The sequence below is a fragment of the Geotalea uraniireducens Rf4 genome (assembly GCF_000016745.1).
Taxonomy (GTDB): Bacteria; Desulfobacterota; Desulfuromonadia; order Geobacterales; family Geobacteraceae; genus Geotalea; species Geotalea uraniireducens.
This window is the reverse complement of record NC_009483.1, coordinates 386,814-404,422: the sequence shown is the minus strand read 5'-3', so window position 1 is coordinate 404,422 and position 17,609 is coordinate 386,814. Positions and strand designations below refer to the sequence as shown.

The following is a 17,609-nucleotide window of genomic DNA, read 5'->3' as shown; positions in this document are numbered from 1 at the left end:
GCGGCTACAAACTAAAACAATAATCTGTCTGGTATCGAAGCATTTGTCGTGGCAATGACCGGCGTTTTCTGCTAAAAAGATATCCATGAAACGAGATCAATCCCAAAATTCACGCCTCGTCTACTCTTCGGAACTGGGACGGATCTGCCCTGACTGCGGCAAGTCCACGGCAGGATGCATCTGCCGCCGGAAACCGGCGCAGACCGCAGGAGACGGCATCGTTCGGGTACTGCGGGAAAGCAAGGGGCGGGGCGGCAAAACGGTGACGGTCATCACCGGCGTACCGCTCAATGACGAGGCTCTTAAAGCGCTGGCCGGCGAGTTGAAGCGCCGCTGCGGCACCGGCGGCACATTGAAGGAGGGAAGCATAGAAATCCAGGGAGACCACCGCGAGCTGCTGGTGATTGAACTGGAGAAACGCGGCTATCGGGTGAAAAAGGCAGGGGGGTAAAGCGGTCCCTATTCAACCGGAAAATTCTCCCCGCCGAGCGTCACTCGGTCACCGGGTCTGAGTTTCCTGCCGCGGCGCAGCTCCACCTCGCCGTTCACCGCCACCAAACCTTCACCGATAATCATCTTCGCCTCACCGCCTGAGCAAACGGCATTTACCGCCTTCAAAAAACTGTCAAGCTTGATGTATTCCGTATCTATCTTCATTTGTTCTCCTCCGTAGTTTTCTCTCGACCCGTTGCGAGCATGCCTTACTCAGGCCCAAATGCCGCAAGTCGAATTTGCTCTCAAGCCGCCGGTTGAATTTATCACGTTTTTCTGCTAAACATAGGAGAATATTTGCCAAGGAGAATACACAATGTACACAACATCAGACTTCAAGCGGGGCCTTGTCATCCAGCTCGACGGGGCGCCATGCATACTAGTCGACGTAACCTTCCAGTCCCCTACGGCCCGCGGCTCCAACACCATGGTCAAAACCAAGTATCGCAACCTTATCACAGCCCAGGTGCTGGAAAAGACCTTCCGCTCCGGCGACAAGGTAGACGAGGCCGACTTCGAACGACATAAGGGGCAGTTCCTTTACACCGACGGCGACAAGGGGGTTTTCATGGACCTGGAAACCTACGAGCAGTTCGAACTGGAGTCGGACGGGTTCGAGCCGATTGCCCCCTTTCTCCTGGAAGGAACTGAAGTTCAACTGGGGCTGTTTCAGGGAAGGATGGTCAATGTCGATCTTCCGATGACCGTGGAACTGACCGTTACCGACACCGCACCGGTCCTGAAAAACGCCACGGCCACCGCCCAGACTAAGGAGGCGATCCTGGAAACCGGTCACAAGCTCCAGGTCCCCCCCTACCTCAACAGCGGGGAAAAAATCAAGGTCGACACCAGGGACGGCAAATTCATCTCCAGGGCATAACATGATGCCCAAGCCGCTCCTTTCCCAACGAGAAAACGACGAGCCGTAAAGTCGGAAATTTTGCTGAATAGCCGAAAAATCTGTTGACATAGAACATAAATAACGCTATACAGTTTATTCCTTTTCGCCCAGATAGCTCAGTCGGTAGAGCAGAGGATTGAAAATCCTCGTGTCGGCGGTTCGATTCCGTCTCTGGGCACCATAAAAATCAAGGCTTCGCGGGTTTTCCGTGAAGCCTTTTTTTATTTTACCGTTACCCCTTTTTATCCCTCGCATCGCTTCTCGCTACCCTCCCCAAAAAGAAGTTGTATTATTGTACAGTGACAGTCTGTATCAACCATGCCTTTTATCCGTCGTCATACAGACGGTGCTGAATCACCCAGCTTAATTCCCGGTATTGCAGGAGATCGGCGATGACCATGCCCGTAGTAAGCATTCAGCTGCCCGATTGGGTAGAGCGATTTCTGGAACAATCACCCCGGATATTCCCAGGAACAGACGACCGAATGCGTTTTGTGATTGAGCTTTCCCGCCAGAACGTGCGGCACGGAACCGGGGGACCATTCGGGGCCGCAGTCTTCGACAGTGATGGGCAGCTGATAGCTCCGGGGATCAACATGGTTGTCATCTCGAACTGCTCTCTCCTCCATGCGGAGACAGTGGCGCTGGCATGTGCTCAAAAGGCACTGGGACGCTATGATATCGGCAACGGGGGAAGGCTCCGATACGACCTCTTCGCCACTACTGAACCGTGCGCCATGTGCTTTGGCGCCATTCCCTGGTCCGGGGTGCGCCGACTGGTTTGTGGAGCACGAGACGCAGACGCCCGTGCCATCGGTTTCGACGAGGGGCCGAAACTTGCAGACTGGGTGGCGGCCCTCAATGCCCGCGGCATCACCGTCCTGCGCGACGTACTCCGCAATGAGGCAGTAGCGGTGCTTCAAGAATATGCAGCAGCAGGGGGCCTCGTTTACAACACCGGGCATCAGGCGCTTACAACTTGAGTCGTTACAATGTGTGAGCAAAATGTTCAAGCAAGACATGTCTCACGCAACGACGCGACGACGCAACGAAATGCTTTTAAACAAATTATTGGTTCATGGTTTTAAAACGTTGTGTCGTTGCGTCGTCGCTTAAAAGCGCCTACTTTTGGTGCGTGAAATAAAATATTTTGGTTCCGGCTTTGCCTGCGGCGATCTGTGGATACCACGGACGGCTGTCAACAAGGATGTGAAATCCACCAGAAACCTGTTTACAAAATGAAATAAATTCTTTAAATTTAGGCGCCATTTTTTCAATTTCCTCTCACGGAGAAAATCATGGAATCTCTCAAGAATACGCCTCTTTTATCACGGCACCAGCAAATGAAGGCACTACTTGCACCGTTTGGCGGCTGGAACATGCCGATCCAGTACGAAGGAATCATCGCCGAGCACAAATGGTGCCGGCAAAAGGCCAGCCTGTTCGACATCTGCCACATGGGGGAATTCCTTTTCCAGGGAGACATCGAGGCAAGCGGCCTCGAAAACGTCTTCACATTCTCCGTCAAATCCATACCGGTGGGGCGCTCCCGTTACGGCTTCCTCCTCAACGAAAACGGCGGCATCATCGACGACCTGATCGTCTTCCGTCTCGCAGAGGACGCGGTGATGATCGTCGTCAACGCAGCCACCATCGACAACGACTTTAGCGTGATTCAATCGCGCCTCAAACCGGGTGGGGTCTTTTCCAACACGTCGGCCGACACCGGCAAGCTGGACATTCAGGGACCGCTCTCCCGCGACGTGCTGGTACAGGCCTTCGGCCCGGAAATCGGCAAAATCCCTTACTTTAAATTCATCAGGATGAACATCCTCGGCGTCGAGGCAATTGTCAGCCGCACCGGCTACACCGGCGAGTTGGGCTACGAAATATTCCTGCCGGCACAGAAGGTTGTCGAGCTGTGGGACCTGCTCCTCGGCGACGAACGGGTAAAACCGGCCGGGCTCGGCGCTCGGGACGTGCTGCGACTGGAGGTGGGGTACAGTCTTTACGGCAGCGACATCGACGAAGTCACCACGCCACTGGAAGCGGGCCTCGGCGCATTCGTCAACTTCGACAAGCAATTCGTCGGTCGCGAGGCTCTGCTGAAGCAGCAACAGACTGGTCTGACAAAAGCCAAGGCAGCGTTTCAGGTGAGTTCGCGCCGTGCACCGCGCCACCATTACGAGATATGCTCCGAGGGGGCAGCCGTCGGCACGGTGACCAGCGGGGTCTTTTCGCCCATGCTCGGCTGCGGCGTAGGTATCGGCTTCGTCAAACCGGCAGTGGCGACTGTCGGCGCGCCCCTCACCATCAGGCACGACAATGTCAGCATGGAGGCAACCGTTGTGGAACTCCCCTTCTACAAGGGCGGATCGCTACGATCGTAGGCGTAAAGGCTTTTTGCATTTCATATCTATCTTTTTTCAAATTCAAAATCGGGAGGGAACATCATGACGGAAACCTATTTCACCAAGGAACACGAGTGGGTAAAGATCAAGGACGGGGTCGCCAGCATCGGCATCAGCGAACATGCGGCCCACGAACTGGGGGACATCACCTTTGTCGAACTTCCGCAGGTGGGCAAGACGGTCAAGCAGTTCGAGGTTCTGGCCGGCATCGAGTCGGTAAAGGCGGCGAGCGACATCTACGCCCCGCTTTCGGGCAAGGTGACAAAAGTGAATGAGGCGCTCAACGACACCCCCGAGATCGTCAACGAAGCTGCCGAGGACGCAGGCTGGATAGCCTGGCTTGAGCCGTCCGACATATCCGAAGTAAAAAATCTGCTGAGCAAAGCGGAATACGACGAGTACCTGAAAGGGCTGGAATAATGAGCTACTGTCCCAATACTCCGGAGGATATCCGGGAAATGCTTGCCGCCATTGGCGTGGCGAGTGTCGATGCGCTGTTCGCGCCGATTCCGGCAGGGCTAAGGGCCCGGTCGTTCGCCCTGCCCGACGGCACGTCCGAGCAGGAACTGCTCCGACAGATGAAACAACTGGCCGGAACCGACCGACCGGTAACCGGCTTTATCGGCGGCGGCTATTACGACCATTATATCCCGGCGGTGGTGGATCACCTTTCCGGCCGCGCCGAGTTCTATACCGCCTACACCCCCTATCAGCCGGAATGTTCCCAGGGGACCCTCCAGGCGCTCTTCGAGTACCAGACCGCCATCTGCCGGCTGACCGGCATGGAAGTCAGCAACGCCTCCCTTTACGATGGCGGTACTGCCCTGGCCGAGGCGGCGATGATGGCCCTGCGCGTCACCGGTCGGAACCGGCTGGTGATCGACGGCTCGGTCAATCCGTTCAGCCGTGAAATCGTCAGGACCTACCTGACGAACCTGGGGGTGGAGATAGTCGAGATTCCCGCACGGGACGGCCTGGCCGACCGGCCGGCCCTTACCGCCGCCCTGACCGACCTGACCGCCGCGGTTATCCTGCAAAACCCCAACTTCTTCGGCTCGGTAGAGGACCTGAGCGACATCGCCCTGACCGCCCATGCCAACGGCGCGCTCCTCATCGCATCGGTCTATCCGATCAGCCTCGGGCTGGTGAAAAGCCCCGGCGCCATGGGGGCCGATATCGTCGTCGGCGACGGCCAGAGCCTGGGGAACCCGCTCTCTTTCGGCGGCCCGTCCTTCGGCTTTATCGCCACGACCAAGAAATACATCCGCAACCTTCCCGGCAGGATCATCGGCGAGACCGTGGACAAGAGCGGCCGGCGCGGCTTCGTCCTCACCCTCCAGGCCCGCGAGCAGCACATAAAAAGACACAAGGCGACCTCCAACATCTGCAGCAACCAGAGCCTCTGCGCCCTGCGCGGCATGATCTTCCTTGCCAGCGTCGGCAAGGAGGGGCTGGTTGATCTGGCCCGCCTCAACCGCGACAAGGCGGAATATGCCAAGGGGCTCCTCGGCTCGATCAAGGGTGTCAAACTCCTCAACACGGCACCGACCTTCAACGAGTTCACCATTGTTCTCCCCAAAGACGCCGCAGAAGTCGCAGAAAGGCTCCTCGGCAAAGGGGTTGCAGCCGGCGTGCCGCTCGGCGCCTACTACCACGGAATGGACAACTGCCTGGTGGTAACGGTGACGGAGAAACGGACCAGGGACGAGATAGACGCTTTGGCAAAAGAGCTGGAGGGGGCGTTATGAAACTGATATATGAAAAATCCGTTAAGGGGCGGCGCGGTCTGAAGCTCCCCGCCGGGGATGTGCCGCGTGCTGCCGACCTCCCCGCTGACCTGCTCAGAGAGGAGCCTGCCGGGCTCCCCGAGGTGAGCGAGATGGACCTGGTGCGCCACTATACCAACCTTTCGCGGCGCAACTTCTCGGTGGACACCAACTTCTATCCGCTCGGCTCCTGCACCATGAAGTACAACGCCAAGATCATCGAAAATACGTCGGCCCTTTTCGCCGGCTCACACCCGATGACCCCGCTACTCCCCGGCGGAGAAGCCTTCACCCAAGGCTCTCTCGCATTGCTCCACGGCATGGGAGAGCTCCTGGCGGAGATCACCGGTATGGATGAAGTGAGTTGCCAGCCCTTGGCCGGCGCCCACGGCGAGATGACCGGCATCATGCTGATCGCTGCCTATCATCGGGCCAAGGGGAACCGGAAAAAGTATGTCATCGTCCCCGACTCCTCCCACGGCACCAACCCTGCCAGCGCCGCCATGGTCGGTTACGAGATCATCACCATCCCTTCCGCCCCTTACGGCGACATGGACCTGGACGCATTCAGGGCGGCGATGAACAGCGAGGTGGCTGCGGTGATGATGACCTGCCCCAACACCCTCGGCCTCTTCAACCCGCACATCAAGGAGATCTGCGACATCGCCCACGAGCACGATGCCCTCATGTACTACGACGGGGCCAACCTCAATGCCATCCTCGGCAAGGTGCGTCCCGGCGACGTGGGCTTCGACGTGATACACGTCAACCTGCACAAGACCTTCGGCACCCCTCACGGCGGCGGCGGTCCGGGCAGCGGTCCGGTCGGGGTAAAAAAGGCGCTGATCCCGTTTCTCCCGACGCCCAGGGTAATCAAAAAGGGCGACGGCGACTTTGCCCTGGAAAAAGTCAATTCCCGGAGCATCGGCCGGATGGCCAACTTTTTCGGCAACTTCGGGGTGATGGCCAAGGCGTACGCCTACATCCTCATGCTCGGTCGGGAAGGGCTGATAGAGGTGAGCGAGCAGGCGGTGCTCAACGCCAACTACATGATGGCGCAGCTCAAGGATCATTTCGACCTCCCCTATGACAAGAGCTGCATGCACGAATGCGTATTCTCCGCCTCCCGGCAGCTCAAGCACGGGGTGCATGCCATCGACATAGCCAAATACCTCATCGACCGGGGCTACCACCCGCCGACGGTTTATTTCCCGCTCAACGTCAAGGAGGCGATCATGATCGAGCCCACCGAGACGGAGAGCAAGGAGACCATGGATGCCTTCATCGCCGTGATGAAAGAGGCCGCGGCAATGGCAGAGAAAAATCCCGAAGCGCTCCACGAGGCGCCGCTCACCATGCCGGTCAGCCGCCTCGACGAAACCAAGGCCGCCAGGGAACAGAACGTCTGTTTCGGGCCGTGGTGATCATCGGCTAAATGACGCCGCCGCCGGAAAAGTCTTGCGGAGGCGGCGTACCCAGGTTTTCGAGTCGTTTTGTCCGCCCAATCGCATGGAGGATGAATCATGAACGAAGCCGCTTCCACCTATCTGGTTGGCTGCCCCGCCTGCGGCGCAGCCAACCGCATACCCTCCACCAAAGAAGGCCAATCGGGCAAATGCGGCAATTGCCGTGCATCGCTCCCCCCTCTTTACCTTCAGCCGGTAGAACTGACCGACAGAAGCTTCGATTCCTTCGTTTCCCGCTACCCGGGCCCGGTTCTCGCCGAGTTCTGGGCTCCCTGGTGACCGCACTGCCGAAACTTCGCACCGGCGGTGCGTGAAATTGCCAGAGAGCTTGCCGGCAAGGCAGCAGTCGTACAGGTCAATACCGAGGAAAACCCCCTTCTGTCAAACAGGTTTGGCATCCGCAGCATCCCGGCCCTGCTCATCCTGAAGAAGGGAACAGTGCTGGCCACACTGAGCGGGGCGCAGGAAAAACGGGCCGTTCTCGCCTGGTTCAGACAAAACGCGCTCTGAACTCTGTTTTAGCGCCGTGAAACCCGTCCGAGCCGTTGACATGCGCGGTTATTGCGCTACCATTGAAATGCTTTCCCATTCAAACACTATTGTTACAAGGCCACCATGTCCATGAGCACGCCACAGAAAGCGATTTTGCCCCCGTTCAACGCGGACATCCTGCCGCTCGGGCTCTATGTCGCCGCCACAGTCCTGCTCATCGGCATTCTCCTGCTTGCCGCCTGGTGGCTGGGGGACAAGAAACGCTCGGCAGCCAAGGAGATCGCCTATGAATCCGGCGTGATCCCGACGGGTACGGCCCGCCTCGCCTATCCGGTCCCCTTCTACCTGGTCGCCATATTCTTCATCGTTTTCGACGTGGAAGCGGTATTTATCTTTACTTGGGCCGTTGCCTGGGACGAACTGGGATTTCCCGGCCTTATTCACATCACCGCCTTTATCATCGTGCTGTTGCTGGGACTGGTCTGGCTCTGGCTGAAAGGGGGGCTCGAATGGGGGCCTTCGAAACAGGTTCGACGTTCAAAGTTCGAGGTTCGAAGTTAAATGCCGAACCTCGAACCTCGAACCTCGAACCTCGAACGGATTGTATGACCGAACAGGATGCTACCCCACATAACAATGTCATCCTCGCCAATCTTGACGACCTGATCAACTGGGGGCGGGCCAATTCCCTCTGGCCGATGTTCTTCGGGCTTTCCTGCTGCTTTGTCGAAATGATGACCTCCTTCACCTCCCGCTACGACATCTCCCGCTTTGGCGCAGAGGTACTGCGCGGCACACCCCGCGAAGCGGACCTGATGGTGATCGCCGGCACGGTATTCAAGAAGATGGCCCCCTCCATCCTGAGGCTCTACGAGCAGATGGCCGAGCCCCGCTGGGTCATCTCCATGGGGAGCTGCGCCAACTCCGGCGGCATGTATGACGTCTACAGCGTGGTGCAGGGGGTGAACCAGATCATCCCGGTGGACGTCTATGTCCCCGGCTGTCCGCCCCGCCCCGAGGCCTTCCTCCAGGGGCTGATGCTCCTCCAGGAAAAGATCAAGACCTGTGAGCGCCCGGCCAGGCCTGTGCTGCACATGCAGGGCGGCAGCCAGGGAACCACGACGCCGGTCCTGGTGGACGGCGTCAGCAAGAGTCGCGACACCCGCGGTCCGGGCATGGAAGCGACCTCCATCCGGGGGACGTCGGTACAGCACCCGAAATTCCTGCTGCCGCGCTCCGACGAGATGTGGCGGCCGCCGGCTGCGAAACACGCCTATCCCGACTTCGACCTGACCGGCGAACTGGAGCTGGCTTTCGACCACCGGCTAACGGTCGACCGCAACGCCACCGACATGCTCACCTACCGCTGTCCGGCCGAGTTGGTGCCGGATGTGCTCAAGCACTTGAAGCAGCGCGGCAGCAAACCGTTTCGTCGCCTGGAGGACATTGCCGCCGTAGACGAGTCGTGCCGCCGCGAACGGGGGAAGTTCCGGGACTTCACCGTCAACTACCATCTGCTCTGCTTCGACACCCCCGGCCATATTCGCATCAAGACAGAGCTTTCCGGCGCCTCGCCGGAGCTGCCGACGGCCACGGCCGTCTTCTCCGCCGCCAACTGGTACGAGCGGGAAGTGTTCGACATGTACGGCATCCGCTTCAGCGGCCATCCTGACCTGCGCCGCATCCTCATGCCCCCCGACTGGGAAGGACACCCGCTGCGCAAGGAACACCCATTCCGGGCCACCGAGATGCCCCCCTACACCACCGATGATGCACGAAAACTCCAGCCCCTGCCGGCAGGCGACTTCTTCGACCGGCTGGATGAGGAAACCCTGATCCTCAACCTGGGGCCCCAGCATCCGGGCACCCACGGCATCATCCGCTTCATCCTCAAGCTCAAAGGCGAAGAGATCGTCGACATGGACACCGACATCGGTTTCCACCACCGCGGAGCGGAAAAGATGGGGGAACGGCAGCACTGGAACCAGTTCATCCCCTACACCGACCGGATCGATTACCTGGCAGGGGTACAGAACAACCTGGCCTACGTGAACTCCGTGGAGCGACTCTGCAGCATCACCGTCCCCGACCGGGCCGTTTATATCCGGGTCATGCTGGCGGAGCTGTTCCGCATTGCCAGCCACCTGGTCTGGCTCGGCACCTTCGCCGCCGACGTGGGGGCCATGACCCCGGTCTTCTACACCTTCACCGACCGGGAGAAGATTTTCGACATCGTCGAGATGATCACCGGCGGCCGGATGCACCCGGCCTGGTTCCGCATCGGCGGTGTGGCCGAAGACTTGCCCGAAGGGTGGGAAGAACCGGTCAAAGCGTTCCTCGCCTGGTTCCCGCCCCGGCTCAAGGAATACGAGGAGCTGTTGAACGGCAACCCGATCTTCAAAGCCCGACTCAAAGGGGTGGGGGCAATCGGCCAGGCGGAGGCCATTGACTGGGGGGTGAGCGGCCCCAACCTGCGGGCCTGCGGCCTGGAATGGGACCTGCGCAAGAAGATGCCCTATGCCGGCTACGAGCGGTTTCATTTCGATGTGGCGGTGGCGGAAGGGGGCGACTGCTACGCCCGCTACCTGGTACGGATCGAGGAAATGAAGCAGTCGCTCCATATCGTCCGGCAGTGCCTCCACGACATGCCGGGCGGCCGCTGGATCACCGATGATTACCGGTTTGTCCTGCCCCAAAAGCGTGACACCCTCAATGACATCGAGTCGCTCATCCACCACTTTGTCAACTCCACCCGCGGCATGGCGCCGCCACCGGGTGAGTGCTATACGGCCATCGAAGCCCCCAAGGGTGAGAACGGCTACTTCGTGGTTTCCGATGGCATCAACATCCCGTACCGGGTCAGGATCAAGACGCCGAGCTTCCCCCATATCCAGGCCCTGCCGCTGATGAGTAAAGGGTGGCTGGTGGCTGATTTCCTGGCAATCATCGGCTCGATTGATTTTGTGCTGGCAGATTTGGACAGATGAAAACGCAAGTTCAATGTTCTAAGTTCGAGGTTCGATGTTATTACTTCGAACTTCGAACTTCGAACTTCGAACATCGAACTTCAAACTTCGAACTTCAAACTTCGAACGAGAATCAAATGCTGACTGACGATCTGCGACAAGAATTGCGAACCCGCATCGCAGCAGCCGTCACCTCCCGCGAAGCGGCGGTGGATGTGATGAAGGAGCTGCAAAGGCATTACGGCTGGCTGACCGATGAGGCGGTTGAGGAAGCCGCTGCATTGCTGGGTCTCTCAACCCTCCAGGTTGAAGAGCTTGCCACCTTCTACGAGATGATTTACCGCAGACCTGTGGGGAGGCGGGTTATCCATGCCTGCGACTCCATCTCCTGCTGGGCGGTCGGGGGGGAACACATGATGGCTCAGCTTGCCCGGCACCTCGGTATCGAGCCTGGAGAGACCACCAAAGACGGAATGTTCACCCTGCTCCCCTGCTGCTGCCTGGGGAACTGCGGCGATGGGCCGGCCATGATGATCGGTGACACCCTCTATGGCCGGCTGACGGCAGAGAAGCTGGAAGAGATTCTGGCGCAGGAGAAAAAGACACTGTAGGGGCGAACGGCGTTCGCCCTTTACCCAATCTGCATTGCTGTTCCAACAGGGCGCATGCCATGCGCCCCTACCAAAAAGGAGGAAAACAAATGAAAAAAGCCCGGATAGCTGCCTTTTCCCTTTTCGCCCTGGCAGCATTCTCCACCGCCTGTTTCGCGGACACCAAGAAGGGGGAGAAAATCGACGGCAAAAAGGAATTCGAAGAGCACTGCACTGCCTGCCACGCAAACGGAGGCAACATCATCAACCCGGCCAAGCCCCTGCACAAGAAGGAACGGGAAGCCAACGGCGTAAAGACCGCCAGGGACATCATCGCCAAGATGCGCAATCCTGGCCCGGGGATGAACAAGTTCGACAAGAAGACCATCTCCGACAAGGAAGCAAAGGCGATCGCCAATTACATCCTGAAGACGTTCAAGTAGATCGCAAACGGGGGCGGCATGGGCTGCCCCCTTGACTCTCTTCGCTGGAGCAGGGTATGGTCAGGATAAAAAGGATGTACGACCCGCCGGAGCCGGGCGACGGCCGGCGGCTGCTGACAGACCGTCTCTGGCCGCGGGGTATGACAAAGGAAGCCGCACGTATCGATGACTGGATCAAGGAACTGGCGCCGAGCACGGAGTTGCGCACATGGTTCGGACACGACCCTGCCAGGTGGGATGAGTTCAAGGCCCGCTACAAGGAAGAATTGCAGGCCAAGGCAGACCTTCTGGCAAAGCTCCGTGCCGAGGCGAAAAAAGGGACCATCACCCTTCTCTTTGCAGCCAGGGATACGGAGCACAACAACGCCGTGGTATTAAAGGAGATGCTGGAGTAGGGTCACGGCATGCCGGGACTTTACCGCCAGGTAATCATGGAACAGGTCCTCTTCCAACATAACCGGCCCGGCCGGGCGGTCACCTTCACCGAATATTGCGGTGAAGGGGGATTTGACGCCCTGAAAAAGGCGCTCAAGGAGCTCTCGCCCAATGACGTGCAGCAACTGGTGATTGATGCCAACCTGCGCGGTCGCGGCGGCGCCGGCTTTCCGACTGGCAAAAAGTGGTCCTTCGTCCCCCGCGACCTGCCAGGGCCGCGCTGGCTGATCTGCAACTGCGACGAGATGGAACCGGGGACTTACAAGGACCGGGTCCTTCTGGAGGCGAACCCCTGGTCGCTGGTGGAGGGGATAATCCTCGCCTGCTACGCCATCGGCGTCAGCCACGCCTTCATCTTCATCCGGCGCGGCTATGAGACGGCGGCAGGAAACGTCCGGCGGGCCATCGCCGAGGCGAAGGGGGCCGGGTTAATCGGCGACAACATTCTCGGCAGCGGCTTTTCCTGCGACATCGATCTGCACGTCTCGGCCGGCCGCTACATCTGCGGCGAAGAGACGGCCCTCATGAATGCATTGGAGGGAAAGCGGGCCAATCCCCGCTCCAAACCCCCCTTCCCGGCGGTCAAAGGACTTTGGGGAGGACCGACGGTAGTGAACAACGTGGAAACTCTTGCCAACATCCCGTACATCATTGCCAACGGCCCGGCCTGGTTCAAAGGGCTGGCAAAAATCCCCGAGGCTGCGGGAACCAAGCTGTTCTGTATCAGCGGCCACGTGCAGAATACGGTTTGCATGGAACTGCCGCTGGGAATGCCCCTTGGCGACATTATCGACGGCCCGTGCGGCGGCATGCTGCCGGGAAAGCGTTTCAAGGCCTGCATCCCGGGCGGAGCGTCGACCCCCTTCTTCACGGAAGAGCACCGTGGCGTGCCGATGGACTTCGACACCGTGGCCAAGGCCGGTTCGCGCCTCGGAACCGGGGGGATCATCGTCTTCGACGAAGAGACCTGTCTGGTCGGCGCAACCCTGAACCTGGTCAAATTCTACGCCCGCGAGTCGTGCGGCTGGTGCACCCCCTGTCGCGAAGGGCTCCCCTTCGTGGTGGATGTCCTGGCCAGGCTCGAAGCGGGCAAGGGAGAAACGGAAGACATCGACATCCTCCGTGAGCACGTGAAATACCTCAATCTCGCTTTCTGCGCCCTGGCGCCAGGCGCCATGGGGCCGGTTGAGGGGCTGTTGCGGCTGTTCGAGGAAGAGATTCGCGAGCACATTATAAAGCGGCGTTGCCCGTTCAGCAGGGGCAACAATTGATGTACGGACAAACCTGCCATGGGAGGGAACATGCTCAACAACGGACAGCAGGCTTGCAGGTTCAAGTGGAAAGACCTCGGCAACATAGATCTGGGCCGCCCGAATCTCGGACACACCACCGACATCGCCGTCTATCGCCTGATGCAGTATACGTTGCGGGATGTACTGATTGCCCGCTACAACGTGGAAACGGCGAACGATATTTTGCGCGAAGCCGGCAGACTGGCAGGAACCGAGTTCTGTAACAATCTCCTGGACAGAACCCTCGACTTTAACGGCTTTATCGCCAACCTCCAGGAAAAGCTCAGGGAACTCAATATCGGTATCCTGCGTATCGAAAAAGCCGACCTGGAGAAGCTGGAACTTGTGCTTACAGTCTCGGAGGACCTCGATTGTTCGGGATTACCAGAGAGTGCAGAGACGTTCTGCGGCTATGACGAAGGCTTCCTGGCCGGAATATTGAACACCTATACCGGCAAGGAATTATCAGTCAAAGAGATCGATTGCTGGACGACCGGCAACAGGACGTGCAGGTTCTCCGCCACCCTGGCACATAAGGCATAGAATGGACCTCCATGACGAGCAGCTTTTACAATACCTGACTGACACCTTAGCCGCAATGCTCAAAGGGGTGATGCCCGAGAGCCTGCCCGCTGAAGGGTTCTCAGACCCGGCACTGAATTCATTGTGCCGGAACATTACGGCATTGATTCAATCCATTGTCGAGGCACAGTCGTTCATTGCCGCGCTTTCAGAGGGTAAGCTGGAAATCTATCCACCGCACCGCAACCATTTGATCGCGCCGTTTAAACAGTTGCATGCCAATCTGCTTCACCTTACCTGGCAGACCCAGCAGATTGCCGCCGGCGACCTTAACCAGCAGGTGGATTTTCTCGGCGCATTTTCCGGCGCCTTCAATTCTTTGATTGCGTCCCTGCGTGAAAAAAAACTGGCAGAGGATAAGCTCCGCTATGTCAGCAACCACGATGCATTGACCAATCTCTACAACCGCGGCTTTTTCAGCGAAGAAATGGCCCGGCTGGAACAAAGCAGGCGCTTTCCGATCAGTATCCTGGTTGCAGATGTTGACGGTCTCAAGAATATCAATGACACATTGGGCCATTCCGCCGGGGATCACTTCATTCAGCTGGCAGCACAGGAGTTGAAAAAAGGGGTGCGCAGTGAAGATATACTGGCACGCATCGGCGGGGACGAATTCGCCGTGCTTCTCCCGGATACCGATGCTTTGGCCGCCGACAAGGTAGTTAGGCGGATCAGAGAATCCAGGGCCGGGTTTATCTGGAAACATGAAAGCTGGACCGTGAATATTTCCATAGGAGTGGCGACAGCCGAACGCAAGGGACCTCTTAGCGACCTGTTGATACTGGCAGATAAGAGAATGTACGAAGACAAGTCCGCCCGGAAGAAAAAAGCCGGGATCACCTGCACGTAAGACAAGAACTGAGTCCTTATGCCTAAACTGACGATCGACAACATAACGGTTGAAGTGCCACCAGGCACCAACGTCCTCGAGGCTGCCAAGCAGGTGGGGATCTGGATACCCCACTTTTGCTATCACCCTGCCCTGGGGAGCGTGGGGGCCTGTCGGCTCTGCGCCATGAAATTCCTGGAAGGGCCGGTAAAAGGGGTCCAGATGTCCTGCATGATCCCGGCCCAGGACGGGATGGTGGTCTCCACCACCGACGGCGAGGCGGCCCGCATGCGCCAAATGGTCATCGAGTGGCTCATGCTCAACCACCCCCACGACTGCCCGGTCTGCGACGAAGGTGGGGAGTGCCTGCTGCAGGACTATACCGTGGCCGGCGGGCACGGCAACCGCCGCTACCGGGGTAAGAAACGGACCCACACCAACCAATATCTGGGACCGTACATCGAACACGAGATGAACCGCTGCATCCAGTGCTACCGCTGCGTCCGCTTCTACCAGGAGTATGCAGGCGGCAGCGATTTCGGCGTTATGGGGAGCGCGGCACGGGTTTACTACGGACGCTTTTCCGAAGGGGAGCTGGAATCCCCCTTTTCCGGCAACCTGGTGGACATCTGCCCCACCGGGGTCTTCACCGACAAGACCGCCCGCTTCCGCGCCCGCTACTGGGACTACGACATGGCACCCTCGGTCTGCCCCCACTGCTCTTTGGGGTGCAACACCATCCCCGCCGCCCGCTACCGGGAACTCTTGAAGACCATGGCACGACGGAACGACGCGGTTAACGGCTGGTTCATCTGCGATAAAGGAAGGTTCGGAAACAGCCCCGTTAACGACCCGAAGCGGCCACGCACCCCGCTCATAGACGGGACTGAGGCAAGCTGGGAAGCAGCCCTGGATGCCCTCGTTCTTCGTCTCGGCGAGGTGCTGGAGATTTACGGTGAAGGGAGCATTGCCGTGGTCGGCTCCCCCCGCCTCGCCCTGGAAGGAAACGCCCTGCTGCCGATCCTGGCCGCATGCGCAGACGGAGGCGTCCTCAGTTTCTTTGCCGATGCCGGCGAGGCCGATCGAACCGCCACCGCCGTCTCGCTGCTGAACAGGGACAATGCCGCCGGCATGGCCGACGTGCAGGCTGCCGACGCCGTAGTCATCATGGGTGGCGACCTGCTGGAGGAGGGGCCGATGATGGCCCTGGCAGTGCGGCAGGCGTGGCGCAAGGGAGCTCGGCTGTTCATGGTCGGAGGTGATGGGGGTGTCGTGCTGACCAAAACCCTCGGTCTCCAGGTCACCCCTCTGACATCGCTGGCTGCCGCCCCGCTCACTGAGTTCCGAAATCCGGTGATCGTCTGCGGCACGTCCCGGGCAGCCCTTGACGAGATCGAAGTCGCGGCGGGAGCGGGTGCGAAGCTGGCCTGCCTTCTTTCCGGCCCCAACGCCTTTGCCGCGGCAATGCTCTCCCGTGAACATGGTGCGCCGGGGCTGTCGCAAGCAATCGCCGGCGGCACGATAAGAGGAATTATCGCCTTCGAAGCGGACATTCCCCCTGAACTGCTGGCAGACATCCCCTTCGTCGCAGCCGCCGACTGGCTGCCGACAGAAACCGTCAAGCAGGCGCAGATATTCCTTCCCACCACCGCCTGGGTGGAAATGGAGGGGACCTTCATCAACAACGAGGGGAGAGCCCAGCGCTTCAAGCAGGTGATGCAGCCGGGACTCCCCATCAAGGGGCTCGATCCGGCACTCCACCCGCCGCGGGTCCACGGCAGGGTGGCCCCCGGCAGCGATGTCCGGCCGGCCTGGCAGGTGATAGATGCTTTGATCGAGCGGCTCGGCGGAGAGAGGATTGTCGAACCGCTCGGCAACCGGTGGGAAAAGCTGCATAACCTCGACCCGGAAGGTGGAGGAACAAGGGTTTTATGACTGAAACCACCCTCGACATACTGCTCCACGTGGCCAAGATCGGTGGCGTCTTCTTCGTCATCCTGACCCTGGCCGCCTACCTGGTCTTTGCCGAACGACGCATCCTCGCCTGGATACAGGACCGCAAGGGGCCGAATCGGGTCGGGCCGCAGGGGTTGCTTCAGCCGCTCGCCGACCTGATCAAGATGTTGACCAAGGAGGATTTCTGCCCGGCAGGAGCCGACAGATGGCTCTTCTACCTGGCTCCGGCCATGGCTGCCATCCCGGCCATCCTGACCTTTGCGGTTGTCCCGTTCGGCGCGCCGGTCAGCATTCTCGGCCGCACCTTACCCATGCAGGTGGCCGACCTGCACGTGGGGCTCCTCTTCTTCATGGCCCTCTCATCCATCGCCATTTACGGCGTGGCACTCGGCGGCTGGGCCTCCAACTCCAAGTATGCCCTGCTGGGCTCAATCCGCGGCCTGGCCCAGCTCATCTCCTACGAGCTCTCCATGGGGCTGTCGCTCGTGCCGGTGGTGATGCTGGCCCGCTCGTTCCGCCTCTCGGACATCGTCAACGCCCAGGCAAATTGCTGGTTCATCATCTATCAGCCGCTGGCCTTCATCATTTTCCTCATCAGCATCATTGCCGAGTGCAAACGGGTCCCTTTCGACATCCCGGAAGCAGAGGGTGAGCTGGTGGCCGGCTTTCATACCGAGTACTCGGGGATGCGTTTCGGGCTCTTCTTCGTCGGCGAGTACATCAACATCATCGTCCTGGGCGGCCTGGCAGCGACCTTTTTCCTCGGCGGCTGGCACGGCCCGTACCTTCCGCCGATGGCCTGGTTCTCCATCAAGGTGCTCGCCTTCGCCTTTTTCTTCATCTGGGTGCGCGGCACCATGCCCCGGCTACGCTACGACCAGCTCATGCACCTGGGCTGGAAGGTGCTGACACCGTTGGCGCTCGTCAATATTCTGGCCACCGGCTGGTGGTTGATGCTCTTTTAATCGTTTCCGTCACTGCCCGCGGG

Annotated in this window: 19 protein-coding genes and 1 tRNA gene; 19 read left to right on the top strand and 1 reads right to left on the bottom strand. The window is 59.2% G+C overall.

Annotated elements, in window-relative coordinates; genetic code table 11:
* The first annotated feature begins 85 nt into the window (after positions 1–85).
* Positions 86–451: a translation initiation factor Sui1 gene (locus GURA_RS01765; RefSeq protein WP_011937285.1), complete on the top strand. Its 366-nt coding sequence runs from the start codon at positions 86–88 to the stop codon at positions 449–451.
* A gap of 8 nt (positions 452–459) precedes the next feature.
* On the opposite strand, the gene GURA_RS01760 is transcribed toward GURA_RS01765, so the two are convergent.
* The gene (locus GURA_RS01760) at positions 460–657 is read right to left on the bottom strand and encodes an RNA-binding S4 domain-containing protein (protein ID WP_011937284.1); all 198 of its coding nucleotides are present in this window, start codon (positions 655–657) and stop codon (positions 460–462) included.
* A gap of 151 nt (positions 658–808) precedes the next feature.
* Between GURA_RS01760 and GURA_RS01755 the strand changes: the two genes are divergently transcribed.
* From GURA_RS01755 to nuoH, 18 genes are all read left to right on the top strand, one after another.
* On the top strand, positions 809–1,372 hold the full coding sequence (locus tag GURA_RS01755) for an elongation factor P (RefSeq protein WP_011937283.1): 564 nt from the start codon (positions 809–811) through the stop codon (positions 1,370–1,372).
* A 126-nt stretch (positions 1,373–1,498) separates the two neighbouring features.
* A tRNA-Phe gene (locus GURA_RS01750) sits at positions 1,499–1,574 on the top strand.
* A 211-nt stretch (positions 1,575–1,785) separates the two neighbouring features.
* The gene (locus tag GURA_RS01745; RefSeq protein WP_011937282.1) at positions 1,786–2,376 is read left to right on the top strand and encodes a nucleoside deaminase; all 591 of its coding nucleotides are present in this window, start codon (positions 1,786–1,788) and stop codon (positions 2,374–2,376) included.
* Between the two features lie 315 nt (positions 2,377–2,691).
* Entirely contained in the window at positions 2,692–3,783 is a 1,092-nt protein-coding gene (gene gcvT, locus GURA_RS01740; protein ID WP_011937281.1) for a glycine cleavage system aminomethyltransferase GcvT, read from the top strand.
* Positions 3,784–3,846: 63 nt separating this feature from the next.
* The gene (gene gcvH, locus GURA_RS01735; RefSeq protein WP_011937280.1) at positions 3,847–4,224 is read left to right on the top strand and encodes a glycine cleavage system protein GcvH; all 378 of its coding nucleotides are present in this window, start codon (positions 3,847–3,849) and stop codon (positions 4,222–4,224) included.
* The gene (gene gcvPA / locus GURA_RS01730; protein WP_011937279.1) at positions 4,224–5,552 is read left to right on the top strand and encodes an aminomethyl-transferring glycine dehydrogenase subunit GcvPA; all 1,329 of its coding nucleotides are present in this window, start codon (positions 4,224–4,226) and stop codon (positions 5,550–5,552) included. The genes gcvH and gcvPA overlap by 1 nt, the downstream gene beginning before the upstream one ends.
* Positions 5,549–6,994, top strand: coding sequence for an aminomethyl-transferring glycine dehydrogenase subunit GcvPB (gcvPB, locus tag GURA_RS01725; protein WP_011937278.1), 1,446 nt, complete (start codon positions 5,549–5,551; stop codon positions 6,992–6,994). The genes gcvPA and gcvPB overlap by 4 nt, the downstream gene beginning before the upstream one ends.
* A gap of 99 nt (positions 6,995–7,093) precedes the next feature.
* On the top strand, positions 7,094–7,546 hold the full coding sequence (locus tag GURA_RS01720; RefSeq protein WP_011937277.1) for a thioredoxin family protein: 453 nt from the start codon (positions 7,094–7,096) through the stop codon (positions 7,544–7,546).
* 105 nt (positions 7,547–7,651) lie between these two features.
* Complete coding sequence (locus GURA_RS01715) at positions 7,652–8,089, top strand: NADH-quinone oxidoreductase subunit A (RefSeq protein ID WP_011937276.1); 438 nt, start codon at positions 7,652–7,654, stop codon at positions 8,087–8,089.
* A gap of 44 nt (positions 8,090–8,133) precedes the next feature.
* Positions 8,134–10,515, top strand: coding sequence for an NADH-quinone oxidoreductase subunit B/C/D (locus GURA_RS01710; RefSeq protein ID WP_011937275.1), 2,382 nt, complete (start codon positions 8,134–8,136; stop codon positions 10,513–10,515).
* Positions 10,516–10,631: 116 nt separating this feature from the next.
* Positions 10,632–11,105, top strand: coding sequence for an NADH-quinone oxidoreductase subunit NuoE (gene nuoE, locus GURA_RS01705; protein ID WP_011937274.1), 474 nt, complete (start codon positions 10,632–10,634; stop codon positions 11,103–11,105).
* Between the two features lie 89 nt (positions 11,106–11,194).
* Positions 11,195–11,527, top strand: coding sequence for a c-type cytochrome (locus GURA_RS01700; protein WP_041245214.1), 333 nt, complete (start codon positions 11,195–11,197; stop codon positions 11,525–11,527).
* A 56-nt stretch (positions 11,528–11,583) separates the two neighbouring features.
* Complete coding sequence (locus tag GURA_RS01695) at positions 11,584–11,922, top strand: DUF488 domain-containing protein (RefSeq protein WP_011937272.1); 339 nt, start codon at positions 11,584–11,586, stop codon at positions 11,920–11,922.
* 36 nt (positions 11,923–11,958) lie between these two features.
* On the top strand, positions 11,959–13,233 hold the full coding sequence (gene nuoF, locus GURA_RS01690) for an NADH-quinone oxidoreductase subunit NuoF (RefSeq protein WP_041245657.1): 1,275 nt from the start codon (positions 11,959–11,961) through the stop codon (positions 13,231–13,233).
* Between the two features lie 30 nt (positions 13,234–13,263).
* Entirely contained in the window at positions 13,264–13,797 is a 534-nt protein-coding gene (locus GURA_RS01685) for a V4R domain-containing protein (RefSeq protein WP_011937270.1), read from the top strand.
* 1 nt (position 13,798) lies between these two features.
* Entirely contained in the window at positions 13,799–14,686 is an 888-nt protein-coding gene (locus GURA_RS22555) for a GGDEF domain-containing protein (RefSeq protein ID WP_011937269.1), read from the top strand.
* Between the two features lie 18 nt (positions 14,687–14,704).
* Complete coding sequence (gene nuoG / locus GURA_RS01675; protein WP_011937268.1) at positions 14,705–16,600, top strand: NADH-quinone oxidoreductase subunit NuoG; 1,896 nt, start codon at positions 14,705–14,707, stop codon at positions 16,598–16,600.
* Positions 16,597–17,586, top strand: a complete 990-nt coding sequence (gene nuoH / locus GURA_RS01670; protein WP_011937267.1) for an NADH-quinone oxidoreductase subunit NuoH — start codon at positions 16,597–16,599, stop codon at positions 17,584–17,586. Before nuoG ends, nuoH begins: the two co-directional genes overlap by 4 nt.
* Positions 17,587–17,609 lie beyond the last annotated feature (23 nt).